General features: G+C 32.5%; 18 protein-coding genes and 1 pseudogene. 18 read left to right on the top strand and 1 reads right to left on the bottom strand.

Annotation, left to right across the window (positions count from 1 at the left end; genetic code table 11):
- The first annotated feature begins 1 nt into the window (after position 1).
- From yfmH to F9279_RS04555, 18 genes and pseudogenes are all read left to right on the top strand, one after another.
- Complete coding sequence (gene yfmH, locus F9279_RS04620; RefSeq protein ID WP_152111613.1) at positions 2 to 1,282, top strand: EF-P 5-aminopentanol modification-associated protein YfmH; 1,281 nt, start codon at positions 2 to 4, stop codon at positions 1,280 to 1,282.
- 519 nt (positions 1,283 to 1,801) lie between these two features.
- Entirely contained in the window at positions 1,802 to 2,656 is an 855-nt protein-coding gene (locus tag F9279_RS04615) for an ABC transporter ATP-binding protein (protein WP_152111612.1), read from the top strand.
- Positions 2,653 to 3,306: an ABC-2 transporter permease gene (locus F9279_RS04610; protein ID WP_152111611.1), complete on the top strand. Its 654-nt coding sequence runs from the start codon at positions 2,653 to 2,655 to the stop codon at positions 3,304 to 3,306. Before F9279_RS04615 ends, F9279_RS04610 begins: the two co-directional genes overlap by 4 nt.
- Positions 3,307 to 3,428: 122 nt before the next feature.
- Complete coding sequence (gene lanKC, locus F9279_RS04605) at positions 3,429 to 6,035, top strand: class III lanthionine synthetase LanKC (RefSeq protein ID WP_152111610.1); 2,607 nt, start codon at positions 3,429 to 3,431, stop codon at positions 6,033 to 6,035.
- An 87-nt stretch (positions 6,036 to 6,122) separates the two neighbouring features.
- Positions 6,123 to 6,260: a class III lanthipeptide gene (locus F9279_RS25005; protein ID WP_193224446.1), complete on the top strand. Its 138-nt coding sequence runs from the start codon at positions 6,123 to 6,125 to the stop codon at positions 6,258 to 6,260.
- A 43-nt stretch (positions 6,261 to 6,303) separates the two neighbouring features.
- Positions 6,304 to 6,441, top strand: a complete 138-nt coding sequence (locus F9279_RS25000; protein WP_193224446.1) for a class III lanthipeptide — start codon at positions 6,304 to 6,306, stop codon at positions 6,439 to 6,441.
- 43 nt (positions 6,442 to 6,484) lie between these two features.
- Entirely contained in the window at positions 6,485 to 6,622 is a 138-nt protein-coding gene (locus F9279_RS24995; RefSeq protein WP_193224446.1) for a class III lanthipeptide, read from the top strand.
- A gap of 43 nt (positions 6,623 to 6,665) precedes the next feature.
- Positions 6,666 to 6,803 carry a class III lanthipeptide gene (locus F9279_RS24990; protein ID WP_193224445.1) on the top strand — a complete coding sequence of 46 codons (138 nt, stop codon included), beginning with the start codon at positions 6,666 to 6,668 and terminating at the stop codon, positions 6,801 to 6,803.
- Between the two features lie 175 nt (positions 6,804 to 6,978).
- Entirely contained in the window at positions 6,979 to 7,809 is an 831-nt protein-coding gene (locus F9279_RS04600; protein ID WP_152111609.1) for a class I SAM-dependent methyltransferase, read from the top strand.
- Between the two features lie 112 nt (positions 7,810 to 7,921).
- Entirely contained in the window at positions 7,922 to 9,664 is a 1,743-nt protein-coding gene (locus F9279_RS04595) for an ABC transporter ATP-binding protein (RefSeq protein WP_152111608.1), read from the top strand.
- A gap of 129 nt (positions 9,665 to 9,793) precedes the next feature.
- A pseudogene (locus tag F9279_RS25575) lies at positions 9,794 to 9,993 on the top strand (IS110 family transposase); the annotation flags it as partial.
- A 907-nt stretch (positions 9,994 to 10,900) separates the two neighbouring features.
- Positions 10,901 to 11,476, top strand: coding sequence for a TetR/AcrR family transcriptional regulator (locus F9279_RS04585; protein ID WP_152111607.1), 576 nt, complete (start codon positions 10,901 to 10,903; stop codon positions 11,474 to 11,476).
- A gap of 188 nt (positions 11,477 to 11,664) precedes the next feature.
- Positions 11,665 to 12,513: an alpha/beta fold hydrolase gene (locus F9279_RS04580; RefSeq protein ID WP_152111606.1), complete on the top strand. Its 849-nt coding sequence runs from the start codon at positions 11,665 to 11,667 to the stop codon at positions 12,511 to 12,513.
- A 33-nt stretch (positions 12,514 to 12,546) separates the two neighbouring features.
- Positions 12,547 to 13,608 carry an alkene reductase gene (locus F9279_RS04575; RefSeq protein ID WP_152111605.1) on the top strand — a complete coding sequence of 354 codons (1,062 nt, stop codon included), beginning with the start codon at positions 12,547 to 12,549 and terminating at the stop codon, positions 13,606 to 13,608.
- A gap of 102 nt (positions 13,609 to 13,710) precedes the next feature.
- Positions 13,711 to 14,712 carry an NADP-dependent oxidoreductase gene (locus F9279_RS04570; RefSeq protein WP_152111604.1) on the top strand — a complete coding sequence of 334 codons (1,002 nt, stop codon included), beginning with the start codon at positions 13,711 to 13,713 and terminating at the stop codon, positions 14,710 to 14,712.
- 26 nt (positions 14,713 to 14,738) lie between these two features.
- Positions 14,739 to 15,581 (top strand): alpha/beta fold hydrolase, encoded by an 843-nt coding sequence (locus F9279_RS04565; RefSeq protein ID WP_152111603.1) that lies wholly within the window; start codon positions 14,739 to 14,741, stop codon positions 15,579 to 15,581.
- 755 nt (positions 15,582 to 16,336) lie between these two features.
- Positions 16,337 to 17,278: a DNA/RNA non-specific endonuclease gene (locus F9279_RS04560; protein WP_152111602.1), complete on the top strand. Its 942-nt coding sequence runs from the start codon at positions 16,337 to 16,339 to the stop codon at positions 17,276 to 17,278.
- A gap of 222 nt (positions 17,279 to 17,500) precedes the next feature.
- Positions 17,501 to 18,133: a LysE family translocator gene (locus F9279_RS04555; protein ID WP_152111601.1), complete on the top strand. Its 633-nt coding sequence runs from the start codon at positions 17,501 to 17,503 to the stop codon at positions 18,131 to 18,133.
- Positions 18,134 to 18,867: 734 nt separating this feature from the next.
- On the opposite strand, the gene F9279_RS04550 is transcribed toward F9279_RS04555, so the two are convergent.
- Positions 18,868 to 20,241, bottom strand: a complete 1,374-nt coding sequence (locus F9279_RS04550; protein WP_152111600.1) for a PLP-dependent aminotransferase family protein — start codon at positions 20,239 to 20,241, stop codon at positions 18,868 to 18,870.
- Positions 20,242 to 20,317 lie beyond the last annotated feature (76 nt).

Here is a 20,317-nt window from a genome sequence, read left to right as displayed (position 1 = left end):
TATGGAACAAAGAATCTACAAGGAACTAAAGGAGAAGTTATTTTATGAAAAGCTTTCTAATGGATTAGATGTATTTATTCTTCCTAAAAAAGGATTTTACAAAACATTTGCTACATTTACTACAAAGTTTGGATCTATAGATACCAAAATATTAAAGAATGGAAGCAAAGAAGCCATTCAATTTCCAGATGGAATTGCTCATTTCTTAGAACATAAAATGTTTGAAGATGAAAATGGGGATGTGTTTCATACGTTTGCAAAACAAGGAGCAATTGTAAATGCGTATACTAATTTTACACGTACGGCTTATACGTTATCAGCTACTTCTAACATTGACAGGAATTTAATAAGCCTTTTAGATTTTGTTCAGCACCCGTATTTTACTAATGAAACGGTAGAAAAAGAAAGAAGTATCATTGAACAGGAAATTCAAATGTATAATGATAATCCAGACTGGCGCTCTCGATTTGCATTATTAGAAAACATGTTTTGGAGTCACCCAGTTAAAAACGATATAGCAGGTACAATTTCTACTATAAATAAAATTAATGTAGAGGATTTGTATACTTGTTATAAGGCTTTCTATCATCCTACTAATATGGCGTTATTTATTGTAGGAAATGTAAATCCTGAAGATGTACTTACACTAGTTAAGAATAACCAAGAAAACAAAGTGTTTCATGAATTCAATAAAATTGATCGCGAATTTTCAAATGAGAAATCAGTAGTAAAGAAAAAGAATAGTATTATGAATTTTACAGTTCAGTCACCGAAAGTTTATATTGGGTTTAAGGATTCTAATTTAGTTGAAACCCGTCAAAAGTTACTTAAATATGAGATGACAATAAATGTATTGCTGGAATTAATGTTTGGTCAGAGCTCTGAGGCGTACGAGATAATGTATAGCAAGGGTTTAATAAATGAAACATTTTCTTTGGAAAGTACTATTGAAGACTCCTTCGGCTTTTCAATAATTGGAGGAGATAGTAATGACCCAGAAGAAGTAATAAAAATAGTAAGCCAAACCATAGAGAATTTTAAGAAGGAAACGATAAAGCAAGAAGATATGCAGCGTGCGATAAATAAAGAGGTTGGCAATTTCTTAAGTGCCCTTAACTCTCCACAATATATAGCAAATCAATTTACCCGTTATCATTTTAATAACATAAATTTATTTGATTCCATTCCAATACTTCAAAAACTAACAATAAAAGATCTAAAAAAAGTTTTAAATTTACATTTCTCAGAAGACACCAAGACTACACTTATTGTTCAACCATAATAAAGCATTTTATCCCTTTGTTTAATAGATGTTTAGAGAATGAGTAAAGTAAGGTTATTGCTTTGTTGTTTTACAAAATTTAAATATATTAAAAAATAATTAAAATATCATTAAAAAACATTGAAATCCGAAAAAACTTGCCCTATAATATGTAATATATACCAAAAGTATTACATTTATAGGGTATAAGAATATTTGAAATTATAATAAATATTAAAATCTAATATTTATTATAAAATACTAACTATCTCACCTATTTAACTACTCGATTCTTAGTGTTGAAAACATCAACTAAGTCCTTTTACACATAACACCATAGACTCTCTATATTCAACTTTAAATGACTAAATAAAAAGACATATATTTAAATACGAGATTATCAATTTATGGATAATTAATTGTTAATTTAATTACAAATTGAAAAATGTGCAAATCATTTTTAAACGAGGTATAAATTATCTCTTTATGACCTATGCAATTTCTAGAAGGGCATAACATTACATTAGAGGAAGTGACATATTGAAAAATCTTTTAGAAATCAGAAATCTTAGTAAATCTTTCGGAGATAAAAAAGTATTAAAGGATATTACATTCAATGTTCCACCTGGATCTATTGTAGGATTTATTGGAGACAATGGTGCTGGTAAATCAACAACATTTAAATCAGTCCTAGGATTAATTTCTAAGGAGAGCGGTACAATTGAAATTTTTGGCGAGGAGCATTTAAAGAATAATCACAAGAATAAAGAAGAAATAGGAGTAGTGTTTGATGCAATGAATTTGCCCGAACATCTTACTATCAAGCAGATTGATAGAGTTTTTGAAAATATATTCAATTCTTGGGATAAGAGTAACTTTAATAGATTAGTTAATTCCTTTTCATTACCGATAGATAAAAAAATTAGTAAATTTTCTAGAGGGATGTCAATGAAACTGTCTATTGCAGTTGCGTTGTCACATAATGCAAGATTGTTATTATTGGATGAGGCAACTGGAGGGCTCGATCCTTCTTCAAGAGAACAAGTATTAGAGGAGTTAAGTGATTTTGTGAAGTTGAAAGACAATGCTATATTGCTTTCATCACATATAATGAGTGATGTCGAAAGAATTGCTAGTCATCTTATCATAATTAAAGATGGTGTAATTCTATTAAATGAAGAGAAAAACTTTGTATTAGAAAATTATGCATTTATAGATTTAAATGAAGAGGAATTATCGATGATAAAAGTTGAATGCATTGTAGCAAAAAAGAGTTATGGAACTGACTATCGAATTCTTGTATCGGATAGAAAAGAACTACCACAAGGGATTAATACAAACAGACTCACATTAGATGAACTTAGTGTATTTTTAACTAGGAGTGACAGCATATGAAAGGTTTATTACTAACAAGTTATTATCTAGTCTATCGTACGTTTTTTACTTATATAGGAATTGCCATTGTAGTTTCTTTATTCATTTTTTACTTTGGAGATAATTCCATGCATCGGATAGCTGCTATGCTAATTATTTTGTTTTCATCTCTGCCTGCTCTGGAAGTGTTAAAAATAGAAAGTAAGTCTGGATACGACAAATATGTACTGACCTTACCTGTTAGTAGAACTAAGATTGTAAAAAGTCACTATTATTTCTATTTTATTGTTGCTGCGATTGGAGCTTTATTATCATATGGAGTTTTTCAAATATATGGTTTAGTTACTGATGCTCCTATTAATAATATCTTTAGTATCATATCCTTTGGTATTTTCATAGTTCTGTTTGCTGGATCCTTAGTATATCCACTGATATATATACTTGGAACAGAAAAATCTGATGTAATTGTACTTGGTGGGGGTATGGGGGGGCTTTTAACTACTTTTGGATTACAAACTTTAATTCAGTTAGTAGTAGAACGTTTATCTTTAACAAATGTTGATGCAGTTTCTACTATCTATATTCCTGTTATATATATATTATGTGGAATAATTTTATATTTTGCTTCATTTTTTGTTGCTAGAATAATTTATTTAAATAAAGAATTCTGATTCTACTTTTCAATTATTAAAACTTATTATATCTATCCATGAAGGTTACTTAAGAGAACTAATACTAGAAGTTTAAAGGGCTGTATTCGAAATAAAAGCTGTATATAATAGGGGGGAATTATATGGAAGGTAATATGTTATATTATCAATACTTAAAACCAAATTCATTATATTTTGGTAAACCCAAAGTGAGAGAGAAAGAAAATAACTATAGCTTGATAGATATTCCTAAAAATTATGTAATCATTTCAGAAAAGGATTCAGTGTGGAAGCACTATCATGTCAAAAATAGTACGCTTCCCGAACAAGGTTGGAAAATACATATTACCTCTACGCTAGAGGAGTCTCAAAAAGTCCTAAATATTGTTGCTCGATTGTGTACGGACAAAATGATTGAATTTAAGCATCTTAAAGATAGGCATAGTTATTTAAATCTTAATTCTAAAAATGCTAACCGTGCTTCTTCTGGGAAATTTATTACTATATATCCCACAAATAATAATTTGTTTGTCGAGTTATTAGATCAACTAGCAAATTTATTAAAAGATACCGATAAGGGTCCATACATCCTAAGTGATAAACGCTGGAAATCAAGCAATGTTTTTTACCGATATGGTGGATTTAAAAGGATATTAAACAAAAATGGTGAGTATTGTGTTAGAGATACAAATGGCAATTTAGTTGTGGATCATAGGAATCCATTTTACCAAGCTCCTGAATTTGTAAATGAGTTTGATGAATATCTTGATACGATTAATCAATCTAATGAATCTAGTAATCAAGTCGAGAGTAAGCTAGAACAGTATGCGATGGAAACTGCTCTTACTTATAGTAATGCAGGTGGAGTATATCTAGCGACTCGAAAAAGTGATGGTTTAAAAGTTATTATTAAGGAAGCACGGCCAAAAGCTGGTTTAGATGGTTTCTCCGATGCCTTAGCAAGGCAGAAAATTGAATATGAAGCACTGAAGAAACTTAAAGATGTCAGTGGAGTAGTAAATTTAATTGAATATTTCCAGGAATGGGAACATTTCTTCTTAGTAGAAGAATATATAGAAGGGATAGATTTGCGGAAGTGGCTTGCTCTTGACTTTCCATTTATGGGCGATTCTGATAGCTTTAGTAAACATGCTAAAAAGGTGGAAAAGATTCTTACACAATTATTTAAGATAGTTAATAATATGCATGTTAATGGTGTAGCAATGGGGGATTTACAGCCTGCCAATGTAATTATATCTGATGATTTAATTGTAAGGTTAATTGATTTTGAGACTTCCTTGCCTGTAGATTCAAATGAACGTCCTACAATGCAAACTATTGGATTTTTTTCAAGAGAGATGGAATTCAGTGGGACTAGAGATTGGTTTGGCTTAAAAAAGTTGATAAAGTATATGGTTTTACCAGTTTTAACTTCCGAAGATCTAGATGAATATCTAGAAGGGAACCATCTTGAATGGATTAAACAAAATTATGGATATGCTTTCTATCACTATATTGTTAAATTACAAGAAGAGTGTGACGCCAGAATCAACTTATATCAAAATTATTCCAGTAAAGAACTAACTGATAATGGACAAGTAAATGCCAATGATTTAGATAAGATAATTAAAATGTTAATAGAAGGTCTAGAAAATCATTTAACAGAAGATGAAAGACTCATAAATGGTGACATAAGACAGTTTGAAGTAGATGGGGGTAAATTTAATTTCTTAACTGGAGGTAGTGGTGCAGCTTTCACACTTGCTAAAAGGAATATGGCTCCTTTAGAAATAGAAAAGTGGATTCAAAATCACTTGTTAGAAACTCTCCCCTTAATCCCAGAGAATGGTTTATTATCCGGTAAAGCAGGGATACTATCGTTACTTTTTGAACATGGTTATGACGAACTTGTATTCTCTGAGTTAAAAAGAATGCGAGAAAATATTAGTGATACCGATATCTCGTTGCGCTCGGGAATTGCTGGTATAGGCTTATTTATCATAAGTTTATATTTAAAAACTAAGAATATAAAATATTTAAATTATGCAGAATTCCTAGAAAGTAAGATTGATTATTCTAGATTAGAAAATAAAGAATCTTTAAAGATTAAAGACTGGATGGGAGTAAATATTGGAATTATAGATGGATTTTCGGGTGTATCTCTTTTTTATTCGGCACTATATTCATCTACCAAAAAGAACGATTATCTAGAAAAATCCAAAAATTTACTTAAAAAGGATTTAGAGTCTACTACAAATGATGAATTAGCAGGAGTATTACAAACATTAGATGATAGGAATCGAGCCTTGCCTTATCTATCAGGCGGATCTATTGGAATTGGTATTGCTATATGGTTTTTTAATCATGTGAGTGGACAAGAGTGTTTCGACCAAGAGTTGAATGCAATCATAAATTTATCAAAGACAAGATGTACTGTAACGGGTGGGCTATTTGATGGTGCGGGTAGTTTTTTGATATTACCTCTATTAACAAATGATCTTGAATATAGGGAGTTAATTTTGAAAGATGTTTTAAATTTACTTAATATATTCTTAATAAAGAATAATACATGTTATTCATATCCCGGACAATTTTCATATAGGTTAAGTGATGATGTTTATACTGGAAGTTCAGGAATTATCTTAGCACTATTAGGAATTAAACAAAATAATCCTCTGTATTGGTTGCCGATAGTTCAAGCAGATGATTTTGTTCATCAGACTAAAGCTGCAAATCTTATTATGAATTAAGTTCTAGTTTAAGTACCTTCAAGCAGTAAATTAATAATCATTAGAATACAAAATAAAATTAAGTAATTCTTTAAAGGAGGTGAGAAAATGAAATCAGTACTAGACTTGCAAAAATTGACTCATGACACTGAAGGTAAGGGCCAAGCAGTGGATGGAACAGTAACTACAACATGGTCAACTACATTAACTAGTGTGTTTGTTTCATCAATAAGCAATCATTGCTAATCCTTCTCCGGTAAAAAGTAAATTTATGGAGGAGGTGAGAAAAATGAAATCAGTATTAGACTTGCAAAAATTGACTCATGACACTGAAGGTAAGGGCCAAGCAGTGGATGGAACAGTAACTACAACATGGTCAACTACGTTAACTAGTGTGTTTGTTTCATCAATAAGCAATCATTGCTAATCCTTCTCCGGTAAAAAGTAAATTCATGGAGGAGGTGAGAAAAATGAAATCAGTATTAGACTTGCAAAAATTGACTCATGACACTGAAGGTAAGGGCCAAGCAGTGGATGGAACAGTAACTACAACATGGTCAACTACGTTAACTAGTGTGTTTGTTTCATCAATAAGCAATCATTGCTAATCCTTCTCCGGTAAAAAGTAAATTCATGGAGGAGGTGAGAAAAATGAAATCAGTATTAGACTTGCAAAAATTGACTCATGACACTGAAGGTAAGGGCCAAGCAGTGGATGGAACAATAACTACAACATGGTCAACTACGTTAACTAGTGTGTTTGTTTCATCGATAAGTAATCATTGCTAAATTATTTATTGCATGCATTAATATATAGAATTACTTTAACATTAACAAAGAATTATTTAATGGTCAAGAGAATATCTACTTACTTTTTTTCTGGGCGCATTATTGATTATGATTATGCGTCCGGTAAGTTTATTTGTTATAGAATTTTAGAATATTAAATATTGAAGGTGATGAATTGAAAGGACTATTAGAACTAGCAAAAAATCCAATGCCATTTGAAGAAGGTACACAAGAGATTTGGCTTGATCCAGATAGAGCAGAGCTTGTTTTGAAGACTCACTTAGACGAGAATATACCTGGAGGAAGCAAAAGTACAGAATTCATTCATGAGACAATTCAATTTATAAAAAATATTGCCCCTCCAGAGAGTTATAAAAGGGTTATTGATTTGGGGTGTGGTCCTGGATTATACTCTCAAGGTTTAGCTAAGTCAGGCTATAAAGTTGTTGGAGTAGATTTTAATCGAAACTCTATAAACTATGCCATAGAAGAAGCTAAAAAGAATAATCTATTGATAGATTATTTGTACGAAGATATGACAAAGCTAAATTTTCAAAATGAATTTGATATAGCTTTATTAATTTATGAGTTATATGGAAGTTTTGATCAAACTAAGAGAAAAAAAATCTTAAATAATATATATAAGGGACTTAAGCCTGATGGGTTAGTTTTATTAGATGTACTCTCCGATAATAGCTATGAAAAGTTTGAACAAAATTTATTATGGGGACTTTCAGCTAACGATTTGTTTTCACAAAAGGAACATTTGACTTTGTTTGCGTCATTAAAGTACCCAAATAAAGTTTCTTTGGTGAAAAATATATTAGCTTTCGATAATGGAGATTTAGTGAATTATAATTATTGGAATCAATATTTTAGTATTCCTGATCTAGAAAAGGAAGTCACTGAAGCTGGATTTATTATAGAAAAAGTCTATGCCGATGTGAATGGTGGAGAGTACGAAGAAAATAGTGATTGTTTTGCGGTTGTTCTTAGAAAAAAGTAATTTAATCTGGTACGTAGCATAATAAAAGATATTTGTTTTATATGTCTCTAAAATTTTAATATAATCTTATACTCTGTCAATTATTAAAATTCTAAATAAGGATAGTATAATTATGAAAACTCTATCACCAAAACAGTTTTTTGATATTTTAAATAGATATAGGCCATCTGGTTGGGTAATTAGTATAGCAATTCTATTAGCAGTTATACAAACCGGTGTATCTCTTATAATACCTATAGTCTCAATGGATCTAGTGGACAAGTTAGTATTAAATGATTTCAATTTCTTCATTCTTATTGGCTTATTATTAGTTTTTATTCTCCAAGTTTCACTTTCTGGGATTTCCCTCTATATGATGATATATATAGGAGAGAAAATAGTCATGCTAATTAGAGAGGATTTATGGAGGAGAGTCGTAAAGTTCCCAATTAAGTTCTTTGATTCTAATAACTCAGGTGAAATTATGAGTAGAATTACAAATGATACAGTAGTTATGAATAATTTCTTTGTTAACCATTTAATTCCGTTTTTTACTGGTTCCATAACTATCTTAGGTTCTCTCATTATTCTTTTTACTATAGAGTGGAAAGTTGCTATCATCTTTTTACTAGTTTTCCCTCTCACTTATTTAATTCTAACACCATTAGGAAAGAAGATGTATCATGTATCTAATAATTTGCAAAGGGAAACCGCAGCATTTCAGGGAGATTTAGGGAGAGTTCTTAGTGATGTTCGGATGGTTAAGTTCTCCGTTGCAGAAAATGAAGAAGCTATTCAGGGAGGAAGACGAGCTGAAAAGTTGTATAGCCACGGTTTGGAAACAGGAAAAATTATTGCAATAGTATCACCTCTCATTACAACAGCAATACTAATGGTATTAGTATGTATTTTTGGATATGGAGGATACCAAGTAGCAACTGGTGCTATGTCCGCTGGGGCTTTAGTAGCTATAGTTTTTTATATATTTCAAATAGTAACACCCATAACTAAAATGGCTCAATTCTTTACTCAATTCCAAAAAGCAATGGGTGCAACCGAGCGAGTGCATGCTCTTTTTGAAGAAGATCTTGAAGATACTATTACATCTAACTATAAGAGTTTGGAAGAAAAGAATGAAAGTGGAATAACCTTTTTAAATGTTGGATTCTCCTACGATAAAAAAAGAGAAATAATAAGGGATATTTGCTTTACTGCCAAAGAAGGACAAAGAACCGCAATAGTTGGTGAAAGCGGAGTAGGAAAAACAACTTTGTTTTCCTTATTAGAACGTTTTTATGTTTTAGACAGAGGCGACATACTTTATAAAGGTAAGTCAATTTACTCTTATAACTTAAATGACTGGAGAGAAAAAATCGCATATGTTAGTCAAGACACACCTGTTATGGAAGGTAGTATTAGGGCTAATTTGGTATATGGGATAAAGAAAGAAATAGGAGAACAGGAAATTTTTAATGCATTAAAAAAGGCAAATTTAGACTCTTTTATTACTTCTCTACCTAAGGGAATAGATACAGAAGTAGGAGAAAGAGGTATTCGTTTATCAGGGGGGCAAAAACAGAGAATTGTAATTGCTAGAGCTATTCTAAGAGAACCTCAAGTATTATTATTAGATGAAGCAACCGCTCATTTAGATGGGCACTCTGAGGCACTAGTCCAAGAAGCCTTGAATAATTTGATGAAAGATAGAACAACTATAATTATAGCCCACAGATTATCAACCATCATGGATGCTGATCGGATAATAGTAATTCAAGATGGAAAAGTAACAGGGTTCGGTTCTCATGGTGAACTTTACAATACAAACGCATTGTATCAAAAATTAGTTAACCAACAAACAATTACTAGTGCTGTTTAAAATATATATTAATAAAAAGTTATATTGTATCCGGATTTATGTAATCTGGATATTTTATTGGAGAAAATTATGTCTATTAAAGAGAAATGAATATATATATTACACTATAATCTAAATTCTTATTACAAAGCCTTTAAAGCCCTATATCATTACTACACAACGAGACCAGACAATCCGTTAAAAAGATGCAGTCTTTAATTGTTTTGTGTAATAAGCTCATCCGTATACTCTTCTCTATTGGTAAGAAACATTTTATGTTTCAAGAGGAGAAAATGTTGAAGGACATCCCCCATATGCATGCATTTATCCAAGAACCAGTAGCAGCTTAATCACTATTAAACTAACGATTAACAAATAGATTTGAAAAGATGAACGGACAAAATCAGCATGGGATTAGTTGACAACGCAACTAACGTAAGGACATAGATCCTGTGGGGCAGCATGACCGACATCCACCTTATATAAAGGTTGAACGAAGGAATGTAGGAGCGAAGACTCTGTGAGACTTGGGAGGGGAGATCCCCATAAGATATGTGGACATCCATTGGTGCGTACATACCTAATCTTCCAACTTTTAGGAAATTACCGAAGGTTGGCTAGTTTCTTGCGCTCATTTTTCTCGTAAACTGCTTGATTGGACTCTTTTCTTACTAACCAAATCTATTAGACTAAACAACTTATGTAGAAATATTGAGAGAAACTGAGTATTTAAAAGATAAGTGTTTGTTTATTGAGGGAGTTTTGTTGAATAAGAATTTAAACTCTTCATTCAAATTAAAAAGGTTTAGTGTTCATATGTTATAGAATGAATTTTTAAACTGTATTATGGAATATAAAATTATGCCTTTTTTTCTTATCGCCTAATGATTTTAAAAAAAACAAAATTTATTCTTTACCAATCGTTCTCAAAATGGTATTATAGATTTGTAAGGTTATTAACTACTTTTTTGCCATAATGAGAACGATAATTCTAAAAAGCTTACTTAACACTATCTCAAGGTTACAGAAACAGATCTAAAAATCTCTTTTTAGGAGGGGAAGCTGGTAAAACGTATAGTTCATACAAAATTGGAGAATTTAGTAGTAACTCTTTAAGCAAATCTTTACTGTTCATTCTTAAAATGATATTATTGGCGAGGGACGAGAAAGTCAATATTCTTACCTTGTTGATTGATGATTATCAGTTAGCATAAAGATTTTCTGGTTACTCTAAGATTACTCAAAGGAAATGGTAATATGGCTAGAAACAAAGAATTTGATGAAAATGAAGTATTACGAAAAGCTATGGAACTTTTTTGGATACAAGGCTATGAAAAAACCTCCATGCAGGATTTAGTAAAGTATATGGGTATCCATCGTCGTAGCTTATATGATACATTTGGTGACAAGCATACTTTGTTTATAAAAGCGTTGGATCATTATAATGAAATAATAACAACTAGAATAGAGAATGAAGTAAGCCAGCTGAATTCGGTAAAAGATGCTATCAGGCAATTATTTAATATGATAATTGTCAGAGATAAACAACAACTTATTGGATGTTTGACTGTAAATACGGCAGTTGAGTTGTCATTACATGATGAACAAGCAGCAGAAAAGGTAGTGGAAAGTTTTTCTAAGACCGAATTACTACTAAATAATCTAGTGCTAAAGGGTCAAAAAGCTGGAGAAATATCTAAACATCATGATGCAAAAAAAACATCGGAATTTCTTCATAATTCCTTAGTAGGTCTACGCGTTATAACCAAAACTACCGATGACACAGAAAAATTAAATAATATTATTGATATTACACTTTCGGTATTAGATTAATTTTTTTTACTCTTTTGAGAACAATCATTCTCGAAATGTGAATAGAAAGGGTTATAATCAGACCCTTTAAATACCGTGTTAGCTTTATTTCTACATGCATTTTAGAATGAACATTCTAAAATGCATTTCATTCAACTAATTTATATTAAAAAATTTAGAACTCAATGTTCGAAGGAGAAGTAACTCAAATGACGACATTTACCATACCAGCTCAATCAGAATTTATTGACGTTGAAGGTACTAGTTATGCTTATAGAAGGTTTGGTGAAAAAACGGGAGTACCTGTCGTATTTCTAGTTCACTTTAGAGGAACGATGGAAAATTGGGATCCTAATATGGTTGGTCCAATTGCGAAGGAACGTCCAGTTATCCTATTTGATAACAAAGGGGTTGGTGAGACGAAAGGACAAACACCTGATACGATTGCTGAGATGGCACAAGATGCAGGGAAATTTATAAAAGCACTTGGTTTAGATCAAGTCGATATTCTCGGTTTTTCAATTGGTGGAATGGTTGCACAAGAATTGGCATTACAAGAAGGGAATTTGATTAGACGAATCATCATGGCAGGTACTGGACCTGAGTCTGGAATTAATCCCGAGCCAGAAATATTTGAAAGAATGAGTCGACACGGTGGGAATGCAGAGAATGCTTTGGATGACTTCATGTTTTTCTTCTACCGTTCAACTGAAACAAGTAAATCTGCGGGAATGGCATCTTTACAAAGAATTATCAATCAGAAAAAGGTTGAAAGTTCTGATCAAGTACAACAAGCCCAATTAAAGGCTTTGGCAAAGTGGTCTCAACCAAAATCCAATAATGATTACAAGTGGTTACAGAACATTAAACCCCCTGTGCTTGTGACAAATGGTACTAACGATGTTATGGTTCCAACCAAAAATAGTTATATTTTAGCTGAGCACTTACCAAAAGCACAACTCATTATATATCCTGATTCTGGTCACGGACACCTATTCCAATTTCCAGAACTATTTGCTGAGAACGTCAATTCGTTCCTGAATTCAACATCTTTATAAAAAATTGATAACCATTAAGAAGGAGGAAGTAATATGAGCAAGTTATTTGAATCAGTCAGAATTGGAAATATAGAACTAAAAAACCGTTTAGGTATGGCACCAATGACAAGGAGTAGAGCACTTCCAGATGGAACACCTAGTGATTTGGCGGCTGACTATTACGGCCAGCGTGCATCGGTTGGTTTAATAATAAGTGAGGGTACTCAACCCTCAGAGGATGGTCAGGGTTATACAAATACACCTGGTATTTATACAGAATCACACATTGAGGGGTGGAAAAAGGTAACATCAAAAGTGCATAACGAAGGAGGACGTATCTTTGTTCAACTTATGCATGTAGGCCGTGTCTCACATCCTGACAATACACCTCATCACCGTCAAGCTGTTGCCCCTTCAGCTATTGCGCCTAATGTAGAAATATTTACAGCACAAGGGATGAAGGAGATTCCTACACCTAGAGCGTTGAGTGAAGGAGAAATTAAGGACGTTGTAAATGAGTTTCGCCTAGCAGCACGAGCAGCGGTAGAAGCTGGTGCAGATGGGGTTGAAATCCACGGAGCAAATGGTTACCTTATTCAACAGTTCTTAAGTGAAAATGCTAATCACCGTCAGGATGCGTACGGTGGAACGATTGAGAATCGCTCAAGATTTGCCATTGAAGTTGCTAAAGCAGTTGTTGAAGAGATTGGTCCAGAACGAACAGGCATACGTTTCTCTCCTCAAGGAACACTAAATGGAATAGAAGAGGGAGAAACAAGTGGGGAAATGTACCGTTATTTAGTCAGTGAGTTAGATAAGCTCAACCTTGCATATCTCCATATCATGCACTTCGGAAATGAATCATTATTACAAGAAATCCGTCAACTTTGGTCGCAAGCACTTCTTGTTAACCGAGCAGGACGTACTTTAGACCAACTTACGGTAGACTTGGATAATGAACTTGCGGACGTTATAACTGTAGGGACTTGGATGATAGCCAACCCAGATTTTGTCGAAAGAATGAAATTGGATACCCCACTGAATACGCCTGATAAAAATACCATTTATGCAGGAGGAGCAGAAGGGTATACAGATTATCCTTTCTTAAAAGAATAAAGACAAGGCTTAACCGTTAACAAGAAATGAATAAAATAAGCAAATGATAATAAAAAACCATCAATGTAAGAGTTGGTGGTTTTTTAAAAGGAGATTATGAATATGAAAGCTGCTCAAATACAAAAATACTCGAAAAACATTGAAGCACAGATTGTTGATATCCCTGTACCGATTATTAAAGAAAATGAAGTACTGGTAAAGGTAAAAGTTGCTGCAGTAAATCCACTTGAAATCTTAAATATTACAGGAAGTGTAAAATTAATACAAGACTATGATATGCCTCTTACATTAGGAAATGAACTAACTGGGATTGTCGAAAAGGTTGGTAATCCTGACTATGGGTTTAAGGTTGGGGATCCTATTTATACAAGACTCCCGATTGAAAAAATAGGAGCATTTGCAGAATATGTTGCAGTTGATGCTAAATCCATATGGCACTTGCCGAAAAATTTAGATTTTGTTACTGGAGCTGGTGCACCTTTAACTGGTCTAACGGCATATCAAGGCTTAGTAGAAGAGTTAGAAGCAAAAAAGGGACAAACAGTGTTTATTCCAGGAGGGTCAGGAAGTTTTGGCCAAATGGCTGTTCCTATAGCTAAAGCAATTGGATTAAAGGTTATTGTTTCAGGTAGTCCTTCGGCTAAAGAGAGAACGTTGAATGCTGGTGCAGATCAATATATTGATTATACTAAGGAAAATTATTGGGAAATATTAGACGAAGTTGATTTTGTAATTGATACTCTAGGTGCTGATGAATTCGAACGCGAGTTATCCATTATTAAACCAGGTGGTCGGTTACTAAGTCTTCGTACTGGACCGAATAAACAGTTTGCAATAGATAAAGGTCTTCCTAAATGGAAGCAAATTATTTTTGGATTAGTGGGCTCGAAATTTGATAAGAAAGCAAAGAAAAAAGGTATTCAATATCGCTTCATTTTCGTTAGAGCTGACGGAATACAATTAGAAAAAATAACGAAAATTATTGAAGAAAACAATATTGTTCCAGCTATTGATCCTACCAATTTTACAATTGATGACATTAATGCTGCACTAAAATTAGTGGCAAATGGACATCCAAAAGGAAAAGTAGTTATCAAATTTTAAAAAGGGAAGCAGGAGTGGAAGTAGCAATGTCATTTCATTATTCTTACATTAACGCACCTAACTTATTCATTCATCATGAGAATGGTAAACGGTATGCTTATAGAGAATTAGGTGAAAAAAAAGGAATCCCAATTATTTTATTGACACATCTTTCAGCTAATCTTGATAATTGGGATCCTAGGATTATTGATGGTCTTGCCAAAAGTCATTGGGTCATCGCATTTGATAACACAGGGGTAGGATTATCCAATGGTAAAGTACCAAACAACATTCCTCAAATGGCAAACGATGCAATCACATTTATTAAACTACTAGGATTTTTAAAGGTAGATTTAATAGCTTTGTCCATGGGAGGAATGATTGCTCAAGAACTAATCTTAAAGGAACCAAACTTAGTTAGAAAGTTGGTATTAGTAGGTACAGGACCTCGAGGAGGAAAAGGTATATCTAATGTCACGCGTATTACTAACCTTGATTTTGTTCGTGCAATATTGACTTTCAAAGACGTAAAAACCTATCTGTTTTTCTCAAACACACAGAATGGTAAGAAAAAGGCTAAAGAGTTTCTAATTCAAATAAAAAAAAGGAAAAAAATTCGAGATAAAACTATCAGTTTGAGAGCGTATAGAATGCAATTAAGTGCAATCAATAAATGGGGAAAAGACAAGCCTGCGGACTTATCAAAAATTGTTCAGCCTACACTAATAATAAATGGAGATTATGATCGCATGGTTCCAACAGAAAATTCATATGACTTAGCAAATAGAATACATGATAGTAAGTTAAAAATATTTGACCATGCAGGACACGGTTCCTTATTTCAATATCCAAAGGAGTTTGTTGAAATGGTAATAACATTCTTAGGTTGATTAGTATTATTATTCGGAACATGCTTAAAAAAGCACAATTTATAGAAATAGAAATCTAAAGAATTGGGACGTTGATCCAGAAAGGTTCAATGTCTTTTTTGCTTAGTTTTCTTTTCGCACTTTCAAGGCAATAATCCTGTTTAAAATAGACTAGCGAAAGTATAGTTTGTGAAGATTTACACTTAAACTATAGGGTGCGTTAGTAAAATATGTAGATAAACTATTAGTCTAGGGCATATAAGGAATGTCTTTAAAATAAGACATTCCTTATATAATCCGATATAAACACATATTTATAAATAGAACAAACATTCGTATAATACATATTAACGCTTCAATATTTTCTAATCGTAAACGTCTAAAACCTTGATACATAAGGGATTAGATGTTTTTTTATTATACCATATTTAAAGTTAAGAAGGATTAACGCTTATTTTTATTTAAAAAGAGCTAGTCTCTATGGCTATGGGGCAGCATTCCTGTAAAAAGAAAACCTTGCTTATGATAGAAAAGGGGCAGTTTAATACAATTAGGCAGGAATTATAGAGTCATTGCAAAACCATCTCGATTTATAGGCACTTCTCCTAGTAATCAAATAGACTTTGCTGCATCACTTCGAACAAAATAAATACTGAAATAAAGTTAATCTTGGAATATACTATTATCAACAGGTCTATGTTAAAAACATTAACTTATCTTAACATCCCGAGCTTTTTAGAATGAACAACATGAAACTGTCATAGGAGAATCATAAAATGAAAACGAAAATGAACTATTTACTCTTACTTTTAATGACCATCATCATGGTTGGTTGTACAAACCTTGATGATGTAGCCACTACAGCTGTAGAAACGGATACAAAAGAAGTAACCACAGTTGAGAAAAATAGTGAAAAAGAAGAAACTATAAATACGGTTGTAGGTGAATCAGTAGCAGAAGAAATATCAATCCAATCAAATGATGAACATTTCGCAGGATACGAACTCGTGGAAGTAGATGGGGGTGATTTGTCTGGATATCGTGAATCGAACGTCGTCGTTGACATTGGTTATGGGGACCGTGAATATTGGGCATTTACAAACGAATACGGACAATTAGTACGTGTCATTGCTGACGAGATTACTCTACAAGATGACAGTAAAGAACCTGTATTATCGTCTGGCCGATACTATTCGGATGAGGCAAAGGTTCCTGGTGTTGAAAGGGCCGATTTAGATGAAGGACATATCATTGCTGATTCTCTCGGAGGGGTATCGAATGCTTATAATATTACCCCACAAGATAGTACGCTCAACCGACATGGTGACCAAGCTTATTTAGAAGATGCAATCCGTAAGGCAGGAGGAGCCACTAATTTTGAAGCGATTATCACGTATCCGGATACAGAAACCCAGATTCCTTCTAGTTATCAGTATACCTATACAATAAACGGAAATGTCATTTCGGATTCATTTCACAATGTGAACCCTGATGAAGTAAACGAATCACTTGGACTAACCAGAAATAAGGACTCCGAGTCTGAATCAGCAAGTTCTTCCACAAATGAAGGGGATCTCTCTAGTGTTGATACAAACGGTAATGGCCAGGTGACAATTGCAGAAGCAAAAGCAGCTGGTTTCAGGATGCCAATAACGAGTGATCATTGGTTGTACAAATTCATGAGAGATAATGATAACGACGGTATGGTAGGAGAGTAACTCACTAGAAATTTGGAAAACCATAATTATTTCTAACTTTAAAGAGCTACCCTGAAATAAAAGGGAAGCTTTTTTCTTTGTCACAATAGGTGCAATTTAGTGAAATAAGGAAATAGGAAAAGATTCCAATTTAAATCGTCAAAACTAAAAAAAAATCTTTCTTTTTTACATAATTTTATTTAATATCAATAAGGGCACCAAAAAATAAAAAGAGGTGCTGATATGTACGGTATTATTAATTACGAAGTATTTTTATTAACAGGAATTCTATTAAATCTAGTGCCTGGTGCAGACACAATGTATATTGTAGGGAGAAGTATTTCACAAGGAAGCAAAGCAGGTGTTTATTCTGTTTTTGGCATTATTACAGGTTCAGTACTCCATACTTTACTTGTCGCTTTTGGTTTATCCATTATTCTTACAAAATCTATTTTCTTTTTTAACACCATTAAAATAGTTGGAGTAATTTATTTAATGTACTTGGGAATTAGAATGTTGATCGATAAAACCAATGGGAATTTTGATGTCGTTCCAGCTCATAAATTAAACACTAGAAAGATATATATACAAGGTCTTTTAACGAGTCTAACGAATCCAAAAGTTTCTATCTTTTTTATAGCATTTCTACCGCAATTTATAGATACAAAGGTTTCAGGTCCCATTCCTTTTATAATTCTAGGTCTTACATTTACATTTACAGGATTACTATGGTGTCTATTTATTGCTACTTTCTCTTCATATGTTACGAAAAAATTAAGAGGAAATCACAAAATAGGTTTGATTTTAAACAAAATAACAGGAATCGTTTTTATGGGCATGGGGTTAACTTTGCTTAAAACAAAAGCTCCCCAATAACGCATTACTCATTAGTAAAAATAGCCCCCCTCAGTATATTATGAATTAAACTCCTTCAGATCTGAAGGGGGTTTTTTGCTTCTTGGTTTAGATTTTCTTCTGGTACTAAAGGAGTTTAGTGCAGGAAGAATGTTGTAGTAAATATAGGTAAAATTAGTTATTATTGGGAGGGTGGAGAGATGACTATTTGGAAAATCTACCTCTTTTCTACTTTTTGTCTATTAAATGGCAAGTTCATATTGGCTATTATTTTTAAACTTACTATAAGTAACTAGTTTACATTCTTCGAAAAAAATTAAAAGGACAAAGTCTATTTCAATAAGAATCACAGTATATAGTGCAGGAAAAGGACCATATCTGCGGAAAAATTGTACAGAAGAAGTAAAACTAAAGCTAGTCAAAAAATTGGACACATAGAAAAGTAGATGAAGCTTTGAGTAAACTTAAATACTATTAGATAATCCTTAAATTCTTATTCGAAATAGTTCCTCCTTATGATGATACTATTTGGACAACATTACCCAAAATTTGAAAGTTCACTCTATGTATCTTGGGCTAGGTTTTCGTTACACAGGACTAAACCTTAAAAAGTCTATTCCTCCTTTATTAAGGAATAGACTTTTTTTATTTGTCTTGTTCAAAGGCTCTTGTTAGTCAAATAATATATATTTTGTAGGAGATTTTTTAAAGCTTGTTATTGATTAAAACATTGATACAAAGGGGTCTTATCGACTTTAATGATAGGATTTAAACGAGAGTGGATTGTATGTCCTTTTTTCACACATATCGATTATATAAGTTGCTAATTGTTGAATACCGAGATTAATCATATCTTCCTTTACTTGTGAAATGCTGAGTCGAATGGCTTGCTGCTTATTTTCAGTTAAGTACATTCTAGAAGCATTGTCTACATAAATATGTTTTTCATGTAATAGGTAAATCAATTTATTGACATCTATATGTGAAGGCAAAAAGATAGTTAGGTAAAAACCGCTTTTGGGCTTTGTAAATTGTATATAGCTCGGTAAATACAAGGAACAGGCTTCTATTAATTTTTTCATTTTTTTTATATACAGTTTTTTTACACTATCTAAATGATATTGAAACATACCATTTTTTAAATAGATTTCTAATGCTCCTTGTGAAAGTGGCGATGAAGTGAAATCAGTGCTAAATTTATAGCTTACGAAAGTGGGAATCATTTTTTCAGGGAGTATAACAGTTGCTATACGCAATCCTGGCAAAAATACTTTCGAAAAACTCTTTACATAAATGACTCTTCCGTTAGGTTCATACGCAAACAATGGATCTGCTTTTAAATCTGTATCTAATTCTGCTAAGAAATCATCTTCTACAATGTATACATCGTATTTTTCTGCAAGAGCGACGATTTTTTCCTTTTCTTCATTTGTATAATGATGTCCTAGTGGATTATGGCATCTTGGAATTATATAAAAGAATTTAATATCATTGGTTCGAAATAAGGTCTCAAGTCTTTCAAAATCAATGCCCTCCATTGTTAATTCAATTCCCAATGTTGTAATCTGATTTAACTGTAAGCTATCAATCATACCAAAGTATGTGGGCTGCTCAATTAATACATTCTTTTTTCCATTTGGAAACTGCAAGTTAGATAGAATGTGAAGCGCTTGTTGTGAGCCTGAAGTAATAACAAGTCGTTCAGGTTTCGTGAATACTTGTAAATGTTGTAAATACTTTGCAAGCTCTTTTCGTAGAGAAAAAAGTCCCTGTTGCTCACTATAAGTAAATAATTGTTCTTTATAATGATCAATCGCCTGGTTTATACAATGCTGAAAATCCTGATAAGGCATAATATTTTTATCCGGACCAGCGGATAAAAAATCAATATCATTTTCGTATGAATTAGGTGTTTTGTAATAATCAACAACGTAATATCCGCTTTTGGGTTTAGCATAGACAATATGTTGTTGTTCCAACTCAAGTAATGCCTTTACAACTGTATTTTTACTACATTGAAATTGTTCGGCGAGCAGCCGAATAGAAGGTAATTTATCGCCTGTTTTTAACTGCTTATCCTCTATTTGCTGTTTTATCCATTCTAAAATGCCTTTATATTTGATTGTCATAATCATTCCCCTTCGCATCTGTCCTATGACAGATGTGGAATTTTACTGTATTAAAAAGAGTTACTTTCAATTACAA

This window comes from Bacillus sp. B1-b2 (assembly GCF_009183415.1).
Classification (GTDB): domain Bacteria; phylum Bacillota; class Bacilli; order Bacillales; family Cytobacillaceae; genus Niallia.
Note: the sequence above shows the minus strand (reverse complement) of the source record. Positions and strands in the feature narration are given on the sequence as shown.